Origin of the sequence: Brevibacterium sp. 'Marine', from assembly GCF_012844365.1 — a bacterium.
Taxonomy (GTDB): Bacteria; Actinomycetota; Actinomycetes; order Actinomycetales; family Brevibacteriaceae; genus Brevibacterium.
Map to the genome: position 1 here is coordinate 675,836 of NZ_CP051626.1, position 21,328 is coordinate 697,163.

The window sequence follows — 21,328 nt, forward strand, 5'->3', positions numbered from 1 at the left end:
TTCCTGAGTTGCTTCACTCTAGACAATATGAGGGAAGGGTGGGGCCGGGGCCTCCGTGCATCAAAGCATTCGTGGGTTACCCAGCCACAGGCACCCTCCTACCGGGAGCACTGGCTTCGGGTGTGTACTGGTGGAGCCACATTTGAGCTCTTGGAGGTCCCGACATGCTCAAGACTACCTTTATCGGACTCGACGTTCAGCTGATTGTACGGGATGACACTATGGGCAGCCAGGCCAGCCGGCTGAGCGACGCTCGGTTTTAGACCACGGGAAGCTCCGGTTCGAATAATCGTCATGAGGTAGTCAATCCTCAAATATCAGTCTGGCCATGTGTGTATAGAAGTGGCGTTCTGTAGCAGGTGTGTAACGAAGCGGTGTGTAACCTCGCTACATCGTGGACACTGAATCTCACCTCTTCGGGGACACCAGATCTCAGAGCTTTGTATGTCGCTCCACGGCTGCTACCGAATTCGGCTTCTTAGCACAACGACGCGTCTGAACCTCGGCCCCTGCCGCGGCGGTACTCTTACATGCCCGGGTACGACGACATGCGATCCGGGAAAATATCGTTCTGCCTCTTGACTATTGGGCCCACATATCAGTGTCCCAATTCCACGCAATACAACTCTCTCACCAGTACTAATGCCGAATCAATACCCAATAATCGGCCTAGGTGCAGCAAGCCAGGGGTCCAACGGGGTCAGTATCCTAGCGAGGCTAGATAGCGGAATAAGTCAGCCAGTTCGTTGTTGGCCAGAGTGTTTTTGAGAGCTGGCACTGCCTCGGGGTCGAAGTCGATGATGACCGTGCCGTCATCCTCGCGACGTGAGTTCGTGGGCACGGTGACCACCGCGATGTCGTCCTTCTGCAGGGTGCGGAGGCCGTTGGCGATCTTGACGAGATCACTCGTGGTCAGCTCGGCGTTGCGCTGAATACCTGACGCGAAATGTCCGAGCACGGCCGCGCCCTTGTTCGGATCTTTGACCAGCCCGCCTGACTTGAGTGTTTGAACGAGCGCACGCACGACCGCACGTTGATTGCGTGTGCGCGTCTGGCCGGCATCATCGACCGGGTCTGCCGCAGTGAAGATCGCCGATGTCGCTCCGTCGAGGTTATTCGTCCCCTCGACGAAATCGGTGCCGCCGGCGCTGAACGCAACTCGGCTGTAGACCTGCAGGCCGCCGATTTCATCGATGACGCGTCCGAGCGCGTCTGCCTCCAGCTGTGCGATGTGATCGATGCGGACGCCAAGGAACTCCTCAACCATGGCGACGACGACCGGCCACCCACCTTCGTCGACGATGGTGCCGAACGTCTGACCTGCTTCGATCTGTGTGGAGGGATTGAGCACGAGCACGGCAGCGAATTCACCGGCGGCGGGAACATGGATGACAGCGAAAGTGTCACCTTGGCTCGATGACTGCGGAGCCGCCTCGGCGGGGTTTCCGGGATTCGTCACCCGAAGCATCAGGGTGCGGGAGTCGTCCGCGCTGGGACGGATGTCTGCGGGTGGGAAGGCAGCCTCGGCGGGAATGGTCTTCGATGCGTCATCGAACTCGGCGCGGGCGGAGTTGAGGTCCTTGAGAGAACCGATGGCGGAAACCATCTTCGTCAGCTTGGCCATGGCAGTCCTACTTCCTCTGTCCGGTCATTTGGTGCTGGTCTCAATAGTAGCCGCGGGTGAGATCGGCTCGTGTACCGATCTCACCCGCGGTGAGGACTGCTGTGCTGGGTCGCTGAAGTCAGCGGACGTGCGCTGGTTCAGCGGAGGCCGAAGAGCTTTCCTAAGCCGTTTCCGGACGGTTGAGCATCCGGCTGCTTGGTCTCCGGTGTCTTCTCTGCCGGCTTGTCAGCGGGCTTGACCGGCGGCGGGGGAGGGAACTCCTTGCCGGCGGGCTCAGCGGTCGGGGCTGCCTCCGGGGTCTTCGGCGCTGGAGGGGCGGTCTCGTCGGCCTCGTCCTCATCGGCGGGGGCCGCCTCGGCGAGGTTCTTGATCAGGGAGAGCTCGAACTCGAGGGTGATCTTGTCACTGACGAGCACGCCACCGGAATCGAGCGTCGTATTCCAGGTCACGCCCCAGTCCTTGCGGTCGATGCGGCGCGAGCCCTCGAGGCCGGCACGCAGGTTGCCGAAGGGATCGGTCTCGACGCCGATGAGCTCGAGCGGAACCGACACGGTCTTCGTCATGTCACGGATCGTCAGCTCACCGGTGACGATGTAGGAGCCTTCCTCGACCTCGTCGATGGCGGAGGAGACGAAACGGATCTCCGGGTAGGTCTCCACATCGAAGAAGTCCGCCGAACGCAGGTGCTCGTCGCGACCCTCGCTGCGGGTGTCGATGCTCGCGGTCTGGATGATGACCTCGGCGGTCGAGTCGGCAAGATCCTCGGCGATGTCGGCCGAACCGGAGACATCATTGAACGCTCCACGCACACGCGAGACCATGGCGTGGCGTGTGGAGAATCCCAGTCGAGAATGTGAGGGATCGATGTCCCAATGACCTGTGATCCCAGGATTTTCTGTCATGGGGGATAGCTCCTTCGGTTCCTCCGCGCTCCTGTGGGGGAGGCTGTCGTAGTCGGTGTGCCAATTCGCAGATCGAGCGATCATTGAAAAAGCAATCGCCTACGTAGTCTTACACGGGCGGTCGGGTGAGTGCCACCTCGCCGGCGGTAAGCTCGGCGGGGTCGCGCTGACGTCGACTCGGCGGCCGGACGATTTCAGAAAAACTCCCGTCACAGAACCGGCATTCGATGTCGGGGAGAAGTCAATCCAACAGTGCTGCGACGAAGGGGACGGCGTAATTCCAGTCGTCTCCGTCCGGATCGGCAATTCCCGCCTTGTCCAGCCAGGTCTGGTCAGCCTGGGGGTGAGGGCCGACCAGACCTGCCATACCGTCACCGTGGTCGTAGCGTGCTGCGGCGATGTCGCCGTTGCCATAGCGCGCGAACACGTCGGCGCGATCCCCGGGTGGAGGAAGGACTGCGCCCTCTTGGAAGAATGTCTGGCGATGATGACCGTCCCACGCGACGTCGACCACGGTCTCTCTGCTGTCGGTGACTGGGAATTCGGGACGGCCGACCTCACCGTCGAGGTCCGATTCGACGAGGCCGAAGGCGACCGGCCCCGCCAGGTAGGCTCCCATGCACAGACCGAGGTAACGACCGCCGTCTGCAACATACTGTTCAAGGCCCCCGACGAATCGAGGCGGCAGCGCTTCGGCGGCAGCGTCGATGTCATCCCCGCCACCGGGTTGGACGTAGAGGTCCACGTCTGCAAGGGAATCGGCCTGCAGCGGCAGACGTTCACCGCGACCGATGAAGACCACCTCGGCGTCGGTGAACGAGGCTCTCAGCCGTTGTGCGACCGTCTCGGGGCACCCGTCGCACGCGGCCTCACCGCGGTACACGGCCACGAGCGGGGAATCTGGACTTGAAGTGTCTGCGGCGGCGCAGCCCACGGAGCCGGTCGCGGTGAAGAGACTGACCAAGAGAGCTGCACCGGCTCGTCGGATGGGGGCGGTCATGACGCTAGGCCCGGGGCATACCCGGACTCCTCGGACACAGATGGGGGAGTTCCGCAGGTTGCGATCATCGTTTCGCACTAGGTTAGTTGTCGGAACGGCGAGAGGCAGTTGAGAGTATTCCGGCGATTCCCTGCCCGGCTCGATCACCGGAGATCAGTGCGCCTTGGATCGAGCCGGTGTCACGGTGGTCGCCGCAGACGAATATTCTCTCGGAGATCCGCTGCACGGATCGGTCGATCAGAGGGGGAGCCGAGGCCGGCAGTGCGTGCGGAAGCCGATGATTGATCAGGACCTGCCACCGGCGCGTCGACGTGCCGTAGATGCGTTCGAGGTGCTGTCGGATCTCCCGTTCGTCGGCCAGACCGTCGGGCCGATCGAGCAGAGTCGTCGCCTCAATGAGCGCCGATCCCGCAGGTGCGTAGCTCGGTGCTGCATTTGAGACCACTGCCGTGTGCCAGACGGGCCCATCTGGGCCTCCTTGGGGAGCCGAGGCATCCAGCACCAACAGCGGATCCTCGAGTGGTGGCTCCGGAGCTTGGAACCACCAGGTCGTCAGTCCGCGTGTAGGAGGAGTCTTCTCGACGGTCAGTTCCTCGAGATCCTCAGCACCGACCGCGGTGACAGCGACACGCGCTCGTATCCGTCCCTGGTCGGTGTCGACTTCCACACCATCATCGGTCTCGCGAAGGTCTCGTACGGCGGTGTTCACGCGCACGGGCGTTTCGAGAGAAGCCGCCATCTGTTCGGGTAGAGCCGCCATGCCTTTCCTGGGCAGACCGGGGATCGCGCGCACGAATGATCTCATCAGCAGTCGAGCATAGTTCGCCGAGCTCGCGCCAGTACTGTCGGCCAGCACACCGGCGAGGAACGTGTCGATGACGTCTCGGCGCAAAGCTCCCGTGACTCCCGCAGCCTCCAAAGATTCGGCGAGAGTTGAGTCCCGCGTTGCGCGCGAGGCTGACGATGGCCGCAGCAGAGTCGGACCGAGCCATCGCAGAAGTCCGCGGATCTCCTTCGGTCTGAGCAGTCCGGAACTCAAACCGGATGACTCGGTGCCACGTCGGCTCAAGGATGCGCGCAGCGTGGTCAGACGCTGTCCCTTGCGGACCATCACTCCTGCCCCGAAAGTCTGCAGGTCCAGTGAGGCGACGTCGATGAAAGCGCGCACTGCAGGGTACGCGGGGTTGAGCAGCTGAAACCCACGGTCACAGAGGAACCCGTCGATTCGATCGGTGCGCACGCGGCCGCCCACATCATCACTCGATTCGCAGACCTGGACAGTCAAACCGTTGCGCTGCAACCGTCTGGCACATTGCAGGCCCGCGAGACCTGCTCCCACGACTACGACGTCGGCGTCCACGATTCCCCTCTTCTCGGTTCGACACCAGCATACGCGTCGCGCCACCGTGAAACATCGAGTCATCAGAACAGTGGGAACTCAGAGACCGAGAACGCCGAGTCAGGTCACAGCGGGCGTGCCGACGACCTCGAAAGATAGCGGAGATGTCCGAGACGCTGATGCAGATCTCGCCAACGGGAATGCCGCGGATCGCGGCGACTCCAGCAGGAACCGGGAGTGTCCGGAGATGGAGTAGTTGCGCAGCAGCGAATGCTTCCTCCGGAGCGGGACTCACAGGGACATCTTCAGCTGGGGTTCATCGAAGAATCACATGTTCCAGTGGGTCTGCACAGTCATGTGGTCCACTAAGACGAATTGCTGGTGGCGATCGGACCCCGATATGAATGGCCCTACGAAGAGGGCAGATCAATTTGCAAGAACTGGCCGCGACCGCGCTTGTGACGAGGGAACCCGGGTCGGGAACGTATGAGGCTGCGCGGGATCTCCTCGTCGATCATGTGCCAGTCGAACCAGCTCTGGTGCTCAGCAGCAATGCGGCGGTCCGAGTCGCCGTCGCCTCGGATACTGGTCCGGCCATACTGAGCGAACTCGCTTTACGGGGTCATCTCGCCCGTGGTCATTTGCTGCGTGTGCCGTTCGAGGGGAGTGGCATCACCCGCCCTCTCACCGCGGTTTGGCCCGGTTCGCGGCGCCTCCCTCGACGTCGGCCCACACCTTGTGCCAATGCTCTGCGAGGCTGCTGAGCGTCTCATGCGCATTCAGCCCGCTGGGATGGGGAAGAGCCCATAAAGAGGTTTGATCAGGCCAACCATTGAGCTGGTTGGTGTCCTGTCTGCCCACCACCGCACGAGGAAGATCGAACGCTTTCCGGAAGGCCGTGATCCCGACGACGGCTACGGAGAGGGGGAGCAGAGTGCTCACTCGACTCACCGTCCTCTGGCCACCGCGGCGAAGTTCAGCATCATCGAGCTCAGCGGCTCGGGCGGTGGGCCGAGAGACCAAATTCGTCATGGCGAGGCCGCGCTCCGCGAGCATCCTCTCATCTGCGCTGCTCAACCCGCGAGATGCGTCGACCACGGTTTCAGTGACCCCGGCGCGATGGAGCGAAGGCCAGAAGCGATTCCCCGGTCGGGCAAAGGGCGCGTTGACGGCAATGGTCCACGGGCTCGGATTGATCCCGACGATGAGGAGGCGTATTTTTCCCCTGCACAGTTCATCGTCTGGGTAGGGAAGAACGTCTTCACGGCCCCTGCCGCAAAGACTGGCCCGTTCGAGGTCGGACCGACCGGGTCTACGTCCCTCCAGCGATGACGGCGTGCGCCAGGGTTGCCAGTCGTCTGGAACACTCGTGTGCATGCGCTCAGTCTAATTCTCGGCCTGTCAGTGTGGCCGACTGGGTCGCATGCGGATCCGAACGGAGCTTCAGTGCTTGAGGCTCACTCCAAGCCGCGCTTTCCGTTTCGAAGTTCGGTGGGGGCAGAGCTTCATTTCATCGCTCGCGCGGAATTCCCAGCGGAGGATTCCCGGTCGAGTCGAAGGGGCTATCGCGTTCACGTCATCGCTGACAGACTTGGTCAAGAGCTTCAACTATCTTCCCCGGTTGCGGGCGCATCTGTTCACAGAACGCGAGACGACACCAGCCCCAGCGATTGCGTCTGCGACACGGTTGCTCGACAGCATGCCATAGGAGGACAGACAGCATGAACGAAACTTCTACCGATCAACGGACCGCGGGCGAGGACTCCGTGGCACGAACCTACGAAGTCGTGATCGTCGGCGCCGGATTCGCTGGCCTCGAAGCAGCCAAGCGCCTCGGGCGGGCCGGAGTCGACGTGCTCTTGCTCGATCAGAACAACTATCACCAGTTCCAGCCCCTGTTGTACCAAGTGGCAACCGCCCAGATCGCCCTTTCAACGGTGGCTCGCCCCCTGCGCTCCATCCTCCACCGGGAGCGGAAGCATGTCACAATTCGCACGGCGCAAGTAGTTGCGCTCAATGCAGCGAAGAAAACGGTCACCACCGCAGACGGTGTGCGCTACCGAGCGGAGATCTTGGTGATCTCCTCGGGTGCGGAGCCGAACTTCTTCGATACTCCCGGAGCGGAAGAACACGCCTACCCCCTGTATTCGGTCGACGACGCCGCCCGATTGTCATCAGCACTGCTCGGAGCTTTGGAACGAGCATCGGCGAACCACGACCACTCCACAAACCAGAATTTCACGGTTGCCGTCGTGGGCGCGGGTCCCAATGGTGTGGAAACTGCCGGGGCCATCGCCGAAAACATCAGGGACGTAGTCGGCAAGTACTACTCGCACAGTTTCGCTTCGTCGTGCGCGGTTCACCTGGTGGACATGGTCGACACTGTGCTGCCGCCCTTCTCGCAGACGTCCCAGCAATACACCAGGAACCGGTTGGAGAAACTCGGCGTCAAGGTGCATTTGGGAAGTGCTGTCTCGGAAGTCTCCGATACAGATATCTCCCTTGCTGATGGGACGAAGATCGATGCGGAAATCGTCGTCTGGGCCGCCGGATTGAAAGCCTCGCACCTACTGGAGCCTGCCGGACTCACGACCGGTCGTGGGGGACGGATCGATGTGGCCAAAGACCTCACGGCACCGGAGTGCCAGGGAGTCTATGTCTTAGGCGATGCCGCCAATATCGTTGATGCCAAGGATCGGAAGCTGCCGCAGTTGGGCTCGGTCGCCAAACAGTCGGGCCGATGGGCGGCAGAGAATATTCGAGCCGACCTGACTGGACGGCCTCGCCGCGAATTCAAGTTCGTCGATATGGGGTATATGGCGATGATCGGTCGAGGGCAGTCGGTGGCCGAGCTGACTCCGCGCCGATACCAAGTGCAGGGAATGCCGGCGTTCCTTGGCTGGCTGGCAGTCCACGCAGGTCTTCTCTCAGGCTGGCAGCAACGTGCCGCAGCGGTGGTGTCCTGGGCTCGTGACTATCTGACGACGAGTCGTCCTCACGCCGTGATCTATCGACCGGAGGCCTATGAGATCGCCAGGTATGCCCGAACAGACGATTCATCCACGGTCTGAGGCCAATCTGAGATTGTTCACCGGGCGCACTCTACGGTGCGCCCGGTTCAATACGCGCTGGTTGAGTATCTCCACGGCCGCCCTGGACTGTGACTCCTTTCTTGGACTCCGTCAGTATTGGGAGCATCGAGCATCGCGTGGCCTGGTTGCTCTTATCTAACTGGTCGGATGTGAGGGGCAGTCGCGGAACCGTTGGACTGCTAGATTGTGACCATGAGCACAGAAAAGATAACGACGCGACCCGACTTTCCCCGACCTGGGCGGGCACAGGCTCCCACAGGTGACGATGTCGAAAAGGTCTTTGAGCGTTTCTCTCCCACTTACGAGCAGCAAGCAGCGGATGTCTGGGATGCGCTGGAAGAGCAGGATCTGAAAGTCTGGATCACCGACGGTGGTGAGCACGATGGCGAGATGATCTGCGCCGGTCGAGCATACGATGACGCGGCGTTGGTGATCCATCTCGAAGACCCCAACGAGGCACTGGCTGTCGCAGCGGCCCGGGAGGCGGGGAAGCTTGACGACTACATCGCCTCTGGGCTGGCCTGAAAGTCGAAGCAGTCGTCACCGTCTGCGGTTCCTTGATACCCGGGTGAAGAGGACGATTCCCCTGTTGCTTCAAACCGCGCCGCCACACCCCTGATGAGTCAGATCGCTTCGCGCAGGACGTCCCGCAATAGTGCCAGCGCCCGTTCCTGGGTCTGAGCGAGGATCGCGATCGGTTCACCGGAGAAGACCTGTCGTTGGGAATAAACTTCGGATCCGACAGCGACAGCAAGCCAAGTCGTGCCTGGCTCGTTCCCCTCCTGGCCCGAAGGGCCCCCGGCGCCGGAAGCGGCCACGGCGGCATCGGCGCCCAGAAGGGTGCACGCAGAACTTGCCATACTCTCGGCAGCCGTCTGCGAGATGACTGGCCCCCGCGGGACTCTCAGCAGCTGATGTTTGACATCGCTGAAATAGGCGACGACAGCACCCGCGAACCAATTGCCAGAACCCGGCACAGCGGCGAGCTGGCTGGCGATCTTGCCACCTGTCAGTGACTCGGCAACACCCACGACTATCTGGTGGGTCTCGCACAGTTCGCCCAGCTCGGAAGCGATACGGGCGGCGCGATCTTCGTATTCTTCGGCGTTGCTCATGGCCTGAGTTTCACCGTTCGGCGGGGACGAGATCATCGGTGCTCGTGACCTCTGCCAAAGCCTCTTGGAGGGCTCTGCGCGCGATGGGGCAGGGGATGGTGAGTTCGAGACGGCGGTTCCTGGTGTGCTCAGTCGCCTGTCGCATCAGCTCCCGGCAGTGTTTGTTCGCCTCTGTCTTCTCAATCGCTTCGCAGTAGACGAACATCATCGTGTGTTCGGCAGGGTCGAGATTGTAGTGGAGAGCCGCCACGAGTCTGCCAGGGAGGTAGAGATCGTATTTGGAGGCTTCGCGGTTGTTGAGCAGGATGTAGGAATTCATGTCTCTCTCAGTGAAGTATTCGGATATGAGGTGGGCGCCGCGGGGTGAGCTCGTGAGCGGGACGCCGCCGGTTGAGTCGATTGCGTCGTCAATCAGAAGATGTAACCTTCTGCGCGGCTCGGTCACGATGGGCAGTCGCTGACTTCCGCATTGCGGGACCGAGCGGCGCGGACGGTTGCAAAGCTGTGAGGAACCTTTGGGCCCAGTGGTGCACATCATGGTCTTCGACCGTTGCCGCCATCGCTGCGATGCGCTCTCGTGCCTGGACGGTGTCCAGGCTTGCGGCCTGGTGCATTCCGGTCTTCAGCCCTGAGATGTCATGGGGGTTGACGATGGTGGCCTGCTCGAGTTCATCGGCGGCGCCTGCGAACTCTGACAGCACAAGCGCTCCGCCTCGATTTCTGCGGGCGGTGACGAATTCCTTGGCGACGAGATTCATCCCATCGCGAAGGGACGACACCACGAGCACATCGGCGGCGAGGTACAGGGCCACAGTGTCCTCGAACGAATACGAATGGTGTGAGTATTGGACGATGCCTCGCCCCAGCGTCGCGAAACGACCATTGATCCGTCCCACCAGTCGCTCCACCTCGTCGCGGAGGTCCTGGTAGGCTGCGATGCCCTCGCGAGAGGGCACAGCCACCTGCAGGAAGTTCGTCGTCTGCGGTGAGAGCAGGTCGTCATCGAGGAGTTCATCGAACGCCCGGAGGCGGTGGGGGATGCCTTTGGTGTAGTCGAGACGATCGATGCCCAGCATCAGAATGTCCGGATCGCCGAGATCGCGGCGAATCTGGGTCGCCGTTCGAGCCACCGCCTCCGAGTCAGCGGCCTGACGGATCGCTTCGGTATCGACCGAAATGGGAAAAGCCTCGATCAGGGGAGGCGGGGCATCGGCATCGACGGCAAATTTACGCACCGCCGCCCGGAAGTTCTCCGCGTCCGAGTTGCGCTGGAAGCCGATGACGTCGGCTCCGAGCAGACCTTCGACGACTTCTCTGCGCCAGGGCAGCTGCCCGAACAGCTCGACGGGGGGAAAGGGAATGTGGTTGAAGAAGCCGATCCGCACGTCGGGGCGGAGCAGCCTGATCATGTGCGGAACCAGTTGCAGATGATAGTCGTGGACCCAGATGGTGGCTCCAAAGGCGGCCGATCGGACGGCCGCCTGCGCAAACCGGGAATTGATCGCCTCGTATGCGCGCCACCACGTGCGATGGTACTGAGGAGTGACGATGAGGTCGTGGTAGAGCGGCCACAGCACGCCATTGGAGAAGCCCTCGTAGTAGGCTCGATGTTCAGCCTCAGTCAAAGGGACAGGACCGAGTGACATCTGGTCGAATTCGAATGGTGGGATCGTTTCGTCGAAGCCTCCAGTCCAGCCGAGCCACGCCCCACGTTCGGCTCTGACCATCGGCGCCAGTGCGGAGACGAGGCCTCCCGGCGCGGCCTGCCAGGTGTCTTCGCACCGGTCGACGGGTAAGCGGTTCGCCAGGACGATGAACGAATGTTCAGGGTTGGTCTCTGCCATGTTCTTCTCGCTCTTCTGACTCATCTGCCGCTGAGACTCGTTGAGTTCTTCTCCTGCCGGGGCAGCGGAAGGGCGAGAACCTGGTCCTCGCCCTTCCTCCGGGCAACGTCAGTGCTTCGGACCGTTCCTCAGAGATTCGGCGGCTTCACGAGCCGTGTCCCTGATCTCTTCTGCGGCTTGTCTGCCCTCGGCCTGGATCTTGTCGGTTTTGCCTTCGGCCTCCAGTCCTTTGTCACCGCTGGCCTTGCCTGCGGCAGATTTCGCGGAGCCCTTGAGCTTGTCGACTTCGGGGGAGCTGTCGTTCATCTTTCTTCCTTTCGCGTGCATGACCGGTCTCGCGCAAGCAGGCGGGATCCGATGCGATGGGAGATTCTGTGTGAGAAGTGTCCGGCTACCTGTGCCTCAGCTGTTGATCAGCAGCAGGATCTTGCCGTGGTCGAGCTTCTCTTCGAGGTCGTCGGACTCGTTCGACGTGAAGCCGAACTCCTCGAAGATCGCACGCAGCTCGTCGCCCTTCTTGTCGTACCGGGTGCCCACGAGATTGCTGAGATCGTCGGGTTCGTTGGCGTTGACGCTGCCTGCGACGCGGTCGGTGCGGTCATCGTCATGGGAGATGACGAAGAGGTCATCCTTGGCGATGCCCGCTGCCGCCTGGCGCTTCACTTCATCCATCAGTGCGGTATCGTCCTGGAATTCTTTGACTGCGGGTTTCATGTCGACTCCTTTCATGTTTACGACGTAATCACGCTAACAGACACTGTGGGTCTGCGCGAAGAGCCTACGGCGAATTTTGCAGGGGGTTCTCGTCGCCGCGGACCCGATGTAGCCTGGACGGCATAGCGTAAAAGTGTTTACGCGCTAATCGCGCCTCAGGGGTGAAAGGAGGTCTTGGGCTGTGTGACATCTGAGGTGAGCGAGCAGGTTCAACATTTGGCAACTCGGGCAGGGAGGATCCCATGGCCCAGAATCGTCTGACCAGAAACGACATCGTGCGAGCGGCGATCACCTTCGTCGACGCACACGGACTCGATGCGCTGACCATGCGACGACTCGGGCAGTCCCTGGGGGTCGAAGCCATGGCCTTGTATCGGCATGTCTCCGGACGCGAAGATCTTCTCGAAGCGATGGTCGAAGCTCTCATCGACAGTCTGTTCGACAACCGGCTGATGAGGCAGACACCGTCGTCGTGGGAGGACTATCTCCAGAGGGTGGCCAATACGACGAAGGAACTGGCGCGCGATCATCCCGGGATCTTTCCTCTGATCGCCACGCAACCGTCCCAAGCCCCGTGGCTGCGCCCTCCACTGCGCAGCCTGCGCTGGGTCGAAGAGTTCCTCTCCACTCTGCAGGGATTCGAGTTCTCTGATGCGGCCGCGGTCGGCGCTTACAAATCGTTCACCAGCTTCCTCATCGGGGATCTGCTGCTGCAAGTTCATTCCACGAATTTCGACCTCACCGGCGGAGATGATCACGAGAAGGCGGGTGACGACTCCGACTTATCGGAGTATCCCACCGTGAACGCGCTGAGTGACCTGCTCAGCGAAGATCATCGCCAACGCCAGTTCGACGATGCTCTCGACGAACTCATCGAACGCATCCGCCTCTCACCAACCAATTAGCTGCAACCTCAAACAGCTCACCCAGCTGAGAAGGATCAATATGCTCGACACCTCTTCAGAGGCCCTCCAGGTCCTTCTCGTGGCCGACCCGGGCCTGCCCAGCCGCCGGGCGGCTGCTATCCATCAACGTCTCGAAAGGCTTCTGCAAGACGCGTATGGGGTCACGACGACCTTGCACACGGCGACTGACACCATCCGATTGACACCGGAAAGCGAACTCGACCTCAGCGCTGTCGAAGACCTTCGGGCCGACTACCCGGACGTGAACATCGTCCTGATACTCACCGAGATCCCCCGCCATACTCAGGGCGACCCGTTGATCGCCGAGGTGCATTCCGACAGCAATCTGGCGATCGTGTCCTGTCCCACTCTGGGCGCATGGTCGACCAAGCGCCGCATCATCAAAGTGCTGATGAGCTCGGTCAACAAATTGGTGCCGTGGGATCCCGAAGATACGACCCGTCGGTTTCTGCTCCGCTGGTCCGACTGGTCCGACAACGAAGACGCCCAGCACCAGTCGCTGCATGCCCACACCATCACAGGAGGCCCACGTCTGGTGCTGGGAATGACGATGGCCAACGACCCGTGGCGCACTGTCCCGAAGCTTTCAGGCGCCCTCGCCGCGGCATCGGCCACAGGAGCTTTCGGCATCTTCTACAGTTCCATCTGGCAGATGTCGACCTATCTGTCCACCACGCGGCTGCTGTCAATCGGCGCGGCCGCCATCCTGGTCATGGTCACCTGGCTGATCATCAACCACAAACTCTGGGACGAACCGCGCAGAGACAGCCTGGCAACAGTGGTGATGTACTACAACCTCTCGACCGTCCTGACCCTGCTGATCACCGTGCTCGCGCTCTACGCGGGACTGGTCGGCCTCATTCTGCTGGGCGGTCTCATAGTCATCGACCCCGAATTCATGACGGCCCAGATCCAGCAGAAGGCGACGGTCGCCAACTATCTCGACATCGCCTGGCTCAGCGCAGCGATGGGCGTCGTCGCCGGCGGTATCGGCGCAAGCTTCGACTCCGACTTAGATGTGAAACGACTGACTCACGGACAGCGCATGCGCCAACGGGTCTACACCGACAACCACCCGGACACCGATGATGTCAGCCAGAACTCCTGATGGCTGATAAGGACCTGCCCAGCGATTTCAGAAAGATATGACATGAACACACAGCATCGGTTAGACGTCACTGGGATGATTTCAGCGCCTCTGGGCTCCTGGCGCGACGAACCCGCCTGCCAGGATGATCTGCGAAAGCTGGTCACCAGCAATGCGCAGACCGCTGACAAGGTTCGCGCCCTGAGTCGATTTCTCGGACTCACCGGGACGACGTCTCACATGCGGCAGTGGGAGTCGCTGCTCGAGGTGGCGGCCATCGATGTCGCTGTCGCTCGGATGCTCGAACCCCATGTGGATGCGCTGGGCATCCTTGCCGAAGCCGGACACGACGCACCCGATGGCTCGACCTGGGGCGTCTACGCCGCCGAGTCTCCAGCCCACGTCCTCACCGTCGGCGCAGAAGGCGAACAGACCGTGATCGATGGAGAAAAAGCCTGGTGTTCCTTGGCCGCCGAACTCTCGCACGCCATCGTCATCGCCGGCAGCGACGGGGGATCATACGCCTGTGCCGTGGACCTCAGGGACCCCCGAGCGCAGGTCCAGCCGACTGCCTGGCCGAGCGTGGGGCTGCAGGAGATCCCGAGCGGAAGTGTCGCATTCACGAAAACGCCCGTCACCGTCCTCGGTCCGCCGAACTGGTACCTGGATCGAACTGCATTCGCTTGGGGAGGCATCCGAGTGGCAGCATGTTGGTTCGGCGCCGCCGTGGGACTGGCAAGAAATGCCGTGCGACGGCACAGCAAGCGCTCCAACCCATCCTCAGTCGGTGAGATGCTGATCGGTCAGCTCGAGGCTGAGATCTTCTCGATTCGCAGCGCCCTCGCGCAGGCAGCGGCCGCAGCCGACGGGAGTGACGAGTATTCCCGTGCACGTGCCTGGACCGTGGCCCTGACAGTGCGCAATATCGTCTACTCAGGAGTTCGCCGGATCCAGCACCTGAGTCGCGAAATTGCGGGACCGGCGGCGCTGACAGGTGACGCTCGCTTCGCCAAAGCCGACGCTGACCTCGCCGTCTACATCAGTCAGCACCACGGTCCACGCGATGAAGCCGCTCTCGGCACGGAACTTCGCACGAAGGTCGACCACAATGGGTTTTGACCATCGTGACCCCGGTACGCCCGAAGCCTGTTGGAGGGAAGCCGGCGTGCAGGATCTTCCCGCGCTCGGAGTCGAGGCCATGCCTGCCGAGGCCACGTTCATCATCCTTGCCGCACATCCGGACGATGAGGCCCTTGGAGCCGCCGGCCTGCTGGCCCGCCTGCGCCGGTGCGCTCATCGAGTCGTCGCCCTGCTCTTCACCGCAGGGGAGCGATCCCATCCGGCGTCTCCCACCCATTCGACGAAGGAACTCAGAGAGATTCGTCTGCGCGAGTTCAATGCGGCACTGGATCTGTTCGATCACGAGCGTCTGTCCCGTCGTTTCGTGGGGTTGCCTGATGGGCAGCTGAACGCATTCAACCAGAGGATCGTCGACGAGATCGGGGCCGAAGTGGACCAGCACCAGGGACCCGTGGTGCTCGTCTCACCCTACAGCCGGGACGGACATGGCGATCATGAGGCGATCGGAGCAGCCGCCCTGCAGTTGGGGCGTGACCGCCACACGACGGTGCTCGAGTACCCGATCTGGTACTGGCATTGGGCAGACCCCTTCGACGAGGAGTGGCGCAGCTGGTCGTTTTTGCCCGATCCAGCGAACTTCGACAGGCAGGCAGTGTTCGATTGCTATCCCTCGCAGGTGTCAGCGCTATCCGATCAGCCCGGAGACGAAGCAATCGTCAGCCCCGCTCATCTCGAACACTTCCGTCGTGGCGGAGACACCTTCGCGGTCTCGGACTTCCGCGCCGCTGCGGCTCCGGTTTCCTGCGGCGGCGACAGTTCAGAGACGCTCCACGACGCCAGTGCGGCCTCTGCGGTCTTCGACGAAGTCCACGTTCAACGGTGTGACCCCTGGCAGGTGTGGAGTTCCGAATATGAGATCGCCAAACGCCGGAATCTCCTCACCCATCTGCCTGCGGTTCCGTACGCTCATATCCTTGAGATCGGCTGCTCGGTAGGCGCTTTGACTCATGATCTCGCCGGTATCGGCGCGCAGGTGACGGCAGTCGATGCCAGTGAGGAGGCGTTGCGAATCGCCAGATGCCGAGGAGCTGCGCCTTCATCGGCAATCAACTTCGTCCATGCCACCATTCCCTTCGAGTGGCCCCAGGGCACTTTCGACTGCGTCGTGCTGTCGGAGACCGGCTTCTACCTCAGTCGTTCCCAGCTCTTCGACACCTTGGAGAAGATCGATGGCTCGACAACGGTTCGTTTCGTCCTCGTGCTCTGCCACTGGAGGGGAGAGATCGACGATTGGCCACTGGATGCCGATGAAGTGCATCGCATCTGCTTAGGCGCCTGGCCTCGTCATCGGGTCGAACACCGGTATGAAGGGGATTATCGTCTGGACATCATCACGATCGAAAAGGATTTCCGCCCATCCGCGGCCGAGGGGCACGCATGATCACGCGTTTGGGTGTGATCATCCCGGCTCATAATGAGGAGGAAGACATCCTCGGGTGCCTCGAGTCGGTGCAGCGATCGCGCTCATGCGCTGTCGAGAGAGGCATCGACTGTCGGTTTCGAGTACTTGTCGTGGCAGATGCCTGCACCGATGCCACGGAGGGCATCGTCGAGGATTTCGCCGCCCGACATCGCGACGTCTTCGTCCTCGCGACCTCTTTTCAGTCCGTGGGTCGAGCCCGCGACTTCGGATGGAGGCACTTCATGCGAACAGAGAAATCGACGACAGAGCAAGACTCCGACTCGGCGTGGATCGCATTCACAGACGCCGACAGCAGAGTGCCCGAACATTGGATCACCACACATCTTGAACTCGCCGCTACAGGTGTCGATTGCCTGGTGGGCACTGTGGCCCCACGCCCGGAGACAGCATCGACCGAACTGATCGCAGCTTGGCATGCCAACCACGAACTGCTCGAGAACCACCCGTACATATTCGGAGCGAACATGGGTCTGCGCGCCGGCGTGCTCGAAGCCATGGGCGGCGTACCGCCGCTGGTGTGCGGTGAGGACGAGGCAATCGTCGACGCGGTGCTGCGGGAGGGCGGAGATATCCGCAGAACCGACGACTGCAGAGTGCTCACGTCTGCTCGTCTGTCCGGTCGCACGCGCGGCGGATTCAGCAGCTATCTGCGGCAGCTGAGCTGAAGCGGTGGTGCCTTCCGGTCCCGAAGATCGGGGCGCTTACGGGGCGGTGGCGCTCTGGTCCTGACTCGTTCTCCACCTGCACGTCAGGCGCCCCTCCGGAGAGAGACGCCTCACGTGACGGTGCGAGCAGATCAGGCGAAGATGCTCACCCCTCCTGGCCCCACGAGGCAGCCGACGACGATGAGGACGACGCCCCAAAGAATCTGCTTACGCAAGATCGCGAAGACGCCCGAGACGACGAGCAGCGCTGCGAGGATCCATAGGACAATAGCCATAATTTCTCTTCCTTATCGGTTTCGCTGTGAGCGTGGCACCACCGGATCGATGGCCGGTGCGGAATCTGATCAACGCCGAGGCTGAGCGCAGCGACGTCGGAGAGCTGCCTTTCACTTGGCCGGCCGAAGGGTGCGATTCCATGTGCCTTTGCATCCTCCGAGTCTGCCGACCTCAAACAGCACTCGCCGAGAAGATTACAGCGTAAACACCGCGAACGATACCTCCTCCTTCACAGAGGGGTCGTCTTCGCGGCCACAGCGGAGTGAGAGAGGCGATCGGTCCCGACCCCCGTATGACGAAGAATGTGGACGGTACGAGGCAGGCGTGACAGGCTGATGTGATGCGTACACTCACGGTCCTCGGAGCCTCGGCCGCCCACCCCGTCCCAGGGGAGGCTTGCAGCGGCTATTTCCTTGACTGGGATGGGTTCCGACTTGTGCTCGATCTCGGCTATGGCACGTTCCCGCGCCTGTTGAGTCATGTGCCAGATGCTGAGATCGATGCGGTTGTCATCACTCACGAACACCCTGACCACTGCATCGATCTTCACGCGCTGTTCCGTTTCCGTCAGTATGCCGAGACACCGACGAAGAAGCTGCCGCTGTACTGCCCCGCCGGAGTCATCGACCGCCTCGGCGCTGTGGAACCAGGCCTCGACATGACCTCGGCATTCGACATCCATCTGCTGCCTGGGCACTTCGAAGTCGGGCCTTTGAGGCTCAGCTCCGTGTCTTTGCCGCATTTCGTGCCCAATTACGGAGTTCGCCTCGAGACCGCGACGGCAGCGGTCGCCTTCACCGGAGACACCGGACCGCATCCGGGACTCGCTGATCTCGGTCGCGCAGCCGATCTCTACATCGTTGATGCCACCGACCGACCCGGCGAGCAGGACAGCACCCGCCGCAACCTATTGACTGCTTCCGAAGCCGGTGAGTGGGCTCAGAGAGCCGGTGCCAAGCGGCTGCTTCTCACCCATTTCTGGCCAGGCAATGACCGTTCAGCGTCCGCTGAAGATGCAGGCGAGCACTTCGATGGAGAGGTCCTCACCGCCGAACCCGACTTGCGCATAGCTCTCTGACCGCTCGCACCGGCAACCGCGGCGGAGGGCCGTTGGCAGCTGACCGCCGAGACACAGAGTTGGCCGGCACGCGTCACCGTCCGACATTGCCGGCGAGGACGCCGACCAAGGTCAGGACCATGGCGATGGCCAGAGCGATCGCCGAGGCGACGAAGGCGGCGGCGATATGCTCGCTCAGCGCCGCTGCGACGATGGCCGGTCCGACGATCTGACCGATGCTGTACCAGGACGTCAGCTTCGCCGAGGCGTTCGCGACTCCCAGCTGCGTGCCGACGCCGATCGTCATCATGACCACCCCGATGAAGGTGAAGCCGAAGAGGGCTGCGGCGATGATGAGCACGACTGGGGAGGAGCCGAAGACGGCGAGCAGGGCACCGAATACCTGGAGGCAGTAGCAGAGCGTCAGAGCCTTGACCGTGCCGATGCGGGCGGCGACGGCTGACCACGTCAGGGGAGAGGCCGCCGTCGCGATTCCGGCGATGAGCCACGTCGAGGCGGCCGCGGTTGCTCCGAAGACGGGACCGGCCAGGACGACGAGGTAGGTGCCGATGATGATGTAGCCGCCGCCCTGGAAGAAGTAGCCGGTGGAAAGGATCGCCATGGCTCGGCGGCGGTTGGCGTCGAAGGGGGTGGCCGCCTCGGCGGGATCGTCGGTGGCGGTTTCGGTCGGGTCGTCGGTTGTGGTCGGGTCGGCCGCCTCGGCGGGGTTGGGGTGTGGCAGGATCCGGGCGGGGATCGGCCAGGTCCAGGCGATGATGGAGAAGACCGCGGACACGGCCGCGCAGATGAGCCACAGTTGGCGCCAATCGGCGACGTTGCCGGCGGCGAGCACGATGGCCCCGGAGACGAGGATGCCGAAGCCGACTCCGCCGTAGGAGATGCCGCCGTCGCGGGGCCGGCGGGAGTTCGCGGGTATCCGTTGGGTCACGCACACGAAGATCAGCCCCGAGGCGATGCCGGCGATCGTGCGGATGCCGCCCTGCCAGATGAGGTTCGGGGTTAAGGCGACCGCGGCGAGACCCAGAGTGGAGACGATGAGGCTGAGGCGGTAGACGAAGCGGTTGGGTTCGACCCAGCCTTGGGCGATGATGAGGGTGCCGATGAAGTAGCCGACGTAGTTCAGCGTCGCGATCCATGCGCCGGGAGCCGAACTCCAGTGGAGGGCTGCGACCATGAGGGGCAGGGCCGGGGTATAGAAGAACCGGCCCATGCCCATCGCCACCGACATACCCAAGGCCCCGCGGATGGGGGTGAGGGAGGGCCGGGCGACGTTGTCGGGCATGGCGGTTCCTCTCCTTGGGTGGGCTCAGGTGGCGTGGTCTCTACCCTTACGATGCCATGGGCGTGGGGCGGGCGCCTCGGCGGGTGGGGTATTCGGATGGGAGGCCTCCCGAAGGCACTGTGGAAGTTGTCGATTCTGCGGGGACAGGGCAGAGTTATCGGAGTGAACCTCAGAAGGAGTATCCAGGGCAGCGTGGTGGCGCTCGCCCTCGTGCTGTCGGGATGTTCGTGGTTCGATTCGGACGGTTCGTCGTCCTCGAACCAGTCCCCGGAGCCGAGTCCCACGCCGACCGAATTCGAGCAGGCGAATGTTGACAGCGCCTCGGGTGATGCCGCATCGATCACCGCGACCGCTGAACAGACGGGACCGAGCTTCAGGTCCGACAACATCGGGGTCTCCTTCGAAGCCACCGACCTTGCCGACCCCCGGCTCGACCCGGCGAAGTCGAATCTTGACGAGCAGCTGAAAGCGCTCGGGTCCCCGGCACTGCGGTTTGCCGGCAATGCCCTCGACCGGAGGACGTTCTGGACGTCGAAGGGGGAGAAGCCGAAGCATGGGGAGGAGACCACGATCACTCCTGATGACCTCAAGAGGCTGAAGAAGCTCGTCGATGCCACCGGGTCGACGGTCACTCTCGGCGTTCCCCTCGGCACTTACGATCCGCAGCGGGGAGCCGACATGGCCGCGCACGCGGTCGACATCCTCGGCGATTCCCTCATCGGTCTGGGGATCGGGAACGAACCCAATGGCTATACCGTCGACGATGTACCCGACGGTGCCGTCCGGGAAGACGGCTGGAACGAAGACAAGTACGTGGCTCAGCTCGAGGCGTATGCCAAGGCGATCCATGCGAAACGGCCCGAGGCGCCGATCATCGGTCCCGATGTCTACGACGGGGCGTGGATGACGGCCTTCTTGGACTCTGATGTCAAGAACAAGACGGCGCTCGCGCAGCATTGGTATCAGCTCTACGACTGTGATTCGTCGAAGGTGCCGGGTCGCGGTCCGCAGGCGCCGAACCTCATCGTCCCGCTGGCAAAGGAGGCGGCGAAGAAGAACCTCGGCATCGGGAAGTCCAAGGCCGATGCGGCCGGTGTGCCGCTGTGGCTCGAGGAGACGGGGCCGACGAGCTGCCCGGGGACGAATGACACGTCGCTGACGAATGCCTCGGCGCTGTGGGCGGCCGATTACACGCTGTATGCGGCCACGCTCGGCGTCGAGCGCATGGCCATGCATTCGATGCTCGGTGCGTGCAATGGGGGAGCGCCGATGTCGCTCATCTGCGATCCGGCCGATCACGGGGACCGGTCGAACTCATTTCAGGTGCGTCCGAATATGTTGGGGCTGCGGCTGTTGGTGCCGAGTGTCGGTGGGCATTTCACCAAGACTTCGGTTTCCGGTGGTGGGAATATGAGCGCCTACACCGTGGTGAAGAATGACGGCAAGACTCTGGTGACGACGGTGATCAATGCGAACGATGCGGCCAAGGTGGGCGGGAATCCGGTGACGTTGGCGATGCCGTCGGGGTTCAATGTGTCGTCGGCGTCGCAGGTTTATGGGGAGTCGAACGATGTGAAGAGTGCGACTCAGGTGGTGCCGGCGAATCCGCTGCCTGACTCAGTTCCTTTCAGTGGGGATGGGGCGGCGGCTTCGGCTTCTGGTGGGGCTTCTTCGTCGGCTGGGGAGTCGGCATCGAGTTCGCCGGATGCGTCCGGGGCGTCGGACGCTCAGAGCGGCGGCATGGGCGATGACGGGAAGCTGCGGATCGACTTGGCCGGGAGCTCGGTGACGGTGTTCGTGATGACCAAGGGGTGAACGCTG

The 21,328-nt window shown here is 62.4% G+C and carries 21 protein-coding genes; 9 read left to right on the forward strand and 12 right to left on the reverse strand.

Translation table 11 applies throughout. From position 1 onward, the window contains the following. Positions 1-700: 700 nt before the first annotated feature. The 5 genes from HF684_RS02915 to HF684_RS02940 form a co-directional block, all read right to left on the reverse strand. The gene (locus HF684_RS02915; protein ID WP_169251283.1) at positions 701-1,624 is read right to left on the reverse strand and encodes an LCP family protein; all 924 of its coding nucleotides are present in this window, start codon (positions 1,622-1,624) and stop codon (positions 701-703) included. A gap of 137 nt (positions 1,625-1,761) precedes the next feature. Further along, positions 1,762-2,526, reverse strand: coding sequence for a YceI family protein (locus HF684_RS02920; protein ID WP_211168055.1), 765 nt, complete (start codon positions 2,524-2,526; stop codon positions 1,762-1,764). A gap of 241 nt (positions 2,527-2,767) precedes the next feature. Next, positions 2,768-3,526 (reverse strand): BPL-N domain-containing protein, encoded by a 759-nt coding sequence (locus tag HF684_RS02925; protein WP_169251284.1) that lies wholly within the window; start codon positions 3,524-3,526, stop codon positions 2,768-2,770. A gap of 82 nt (positions 3,527-3,608) precedes the next feature. Then, entirely contained in the window at positions 3,609-4,931 is a 1,323-nt protein-coding gene (locus HF684_RS02930) for an NAD(P)/FAD-dependent oxidoreductase (protein ID WP_348981426.1), read from the reverse strand. Between the two features lie 618 nt (positions 4,932-5,549). After that, positions 5,550-6,242, reverse strand: coding sequence for a mismatch-specific DNA-glycosylase (locus HF684_RS02940; RefSeq protein ID WP_166827730.1), 693 nt, complete (start codon positions 6,240-6,242; stop codon positions 5,550-5,552). Positions 6,243-6,631: 389 nt separating this feature from the next. Between HF684_RS02940 and HF684_RS02945 the strand changes: the two genes are divergently transcribed. Next, the gene (locus tag HF684_RS02945) at positions 6,632-7,936 is read left to right on the forward strand and encodes an NAD(P)/FAD-dependent oxidoreductase (protein ID WP_169251286.1); all 1,305 of its coding nucleotides are present in this window, start codon (positions 6,632-6,634) and stop codon (positions 7,934-7,936) included. 213 nt (positions 7,937-8,149) lie between these two features. Then, a complete protein-coding gene (locus HF684_RS02950) occupies positions 8,150-8,482 on the forward strand; it encodes a hypothetical protein (protein ID WP_039209154.1) in 333 nt (110 codons plus the stop codon). 98 nt (positions 8,483-8,580) lie between these two features. Here HF684_RS02950 and HF684_RS02955 read toward each other — a convergent pair whose 3' ends face one another. The 5 genes from HF684_RS02955 to HF684_RS02975 all read right to left on the reverse strand — a co-directional run bounded on the left by HF684_RS02955 (position 8,581) and on the right by HF684_RS02975 (position 11,630). Continuing rightward, a complete protein-coding gene (locus tag HF684_RS02955) occupies positions 8,581-9,072 on the reverse strand; it encodes a CinA family protein (RefSeq protein WP_169251287.1) in 492 nt (163 codons plus the stop codon). A 10-nt stretch (positions 9,073-9,082) separates the two neighbouring features. Beyond that, positions 9,083-9,517, reverse strand: coding sequence for a hypothetical protein (locus HF684_RS02960; RefSeq protein ID WP_169251288.1), 435 nt, complete (start codon positions 9,515-9,517; stop codon positions 9,083-9,085). Beyond that, on the reverse strand, positions 9,480-10,940 hold the full coding sequence (locus tag HF684_RS02965) for a trehalose-6-phosphate synthase (RefSeq protein WP_169251289.1): 1,461 nt from the start codon (positions 10,938-10,940) through the stop codon (positions 9,480-9,482). Before HF684_RS02965 ends, HF684_RS02960 begins: the two co-directional genes overlap by 38 nt. Before the next feature lie 84 nt (positions 10,941-11,024). Beyond that, the gene (locus HF684_RS02970; RefSeq protein WP_039209159.1) at positions 11,025-11,222 is read right to left on the reverse strand and encodes a CsbD family protein; all 198 of its coding nucleotides are present in this window, start codon (positions 11,220-11,222) and stop codon (positions 11,025-11,027) included. Positions 11,223-11,318: 96 nt separating this feature from the next. Next, the gene (locus HF684_RS02975) at positions 11,319-11,630 is read right to left on the reverse strand and encodes a general stress protein (RefSeq protein ID WP_039209161.1); all 312 of its coding nucleotides are present in this window, start codon (positions 11,628-11,630) and stop codon (positions 11,319-11,321) included. A gap of 242 nt (positions 11,631-11,872) precedes the next feature. On the opposite strand from HF684_RS02975, the gene HF684_RS02980 reads away from it, so the two are divergent. From HF684_RS02980 to HF684_RS03000, 5 genes are read left to right on the forward strand one after another with little or no spacing between them, the layout of a single operon-like run. Next, complete coding sequence (locus HF684_RS02980) at positions 11,873-12,535, forward strand: TetR family transcriptional regulator (protein WP_166827721.1); 663 nt, start codon at positions 11,873-11,875, stop codon at positions 12,533-12,535. Positions 12,536-12,575: 40 nt separating this feature from the next. Beyond that, positions 12,576-13,664, forward strand: coding sequence for a hypothetical protein (locus HF684_RS02985; RefSeq protein ID WP_166827719.1), 1,089 nt, complete (start codon positions 12,576-12,578; stop codon positions 13,662-13,664). A gap of 42 nt (positions 13,665-13,706) precedes the next feature. Further along, complete coding sequence (locus HF684_RS02990) at positions 13,707-14,762, forward strand: hypothetical protein (RefSeq protein WP_169251290.1); 1,056 nt, start codon at positions 13,707-13,709, stop codon at positions 14,760-14,762. Further along, positions 14,752-16,164 carry a PIG-L family deacetylase gene (locus tag HF684_RS02995; protein ID WP_169251291.1) on the forward strand — a complete coding sequence of 471 codons (1,413 nt, stop codon included), beginning with the start codon at positions 14,752-14,754 and terminating at the stop codon, positions 16,162-16,164. The genes HF684_RS02990 and HF684_RS02995 overlap by 11 nt, the downstream gene beginning before the upstream one ends. Next, a complete protein-coding gene (locus tag HF684_RS03000) occupies positions 16,161-16,871 on the forward strand; it encodes a glycosyltransferase (RefSeq protein WP_039209172.1) in 711 nt (236 codons plus the stop codon). Before HF684_RS02995 ends, HF684_RS03000 begins: the two co-directional genes overlap by 4 nt. A gap of 131 nt (positions 16,872-17,002) precedes the next feature. Here HF684_RS03000 and HF684_RS03005 read toward each other — a convergent pair whose 3' ends face one another. Further along, complete coding sequence (locus HF684_RS03005; protein ID WP_162835624.1) at positions 17,003-17,146, reverse strand: GPGG-motif small membrane protein; 144 nt, start codon at positions 17,144-17,146, stop codon at positions 17,003-17,005. 341 nt (positions 17,147-17,487) lie between these two features. On the opposite strand from HF684_RS03005, the gene HF684_RS03010 reads away from it, so the two are divergent. Continuing rightward, positions 17,488-18,225 carry an MBL fold metallo-hydrolase gene (locus tag HF684_RS03010; RefSeq protein ID WP_169251292.1) on the forward strand — a complete coding sequence of 246 codons (738 nt, stop codon included), beginning with the start codon at positions 17,488-17,490 and terminating at the stop codon, positions 18,223-18,225. Positions 18,226-18,298: 73 nt separating this feature from the next. On the opposite strand, the gene HF684_RS03015 is transcribed toward HF684_RS03010, so the two are convergent. Further along, positions 18,299-19,507, reverse strand: coding sequence for a YbfB/YjiJ family MFS transporter (locus HF684_RS03015; protein WP_169251293.1), 1,209 nt, complete (start codon positions 19,505-19,507; stop codon positions 18,299-18,301). A 192-nt stretch (positions 19,508-19,699) separates the two neighbouring features. Here HF684_RS03015 and HF684_RS03020 point away from each other — a divergent pair, with 192 nt between their 5' ends. Continuing rightward, positions 19,700-21,322: a hypothetical protein gene (locus HF684_RS03020; protein WP_248279091.1), complete on the forward strand. Its 1,623-nt coding sequence runs from the start codon at positions 19,700-19,702 to the stop codon at positions 21,320-21,322. The last annotated feature ends 6 nt before the right edge of the window (positions 21,323-21,328 follow it).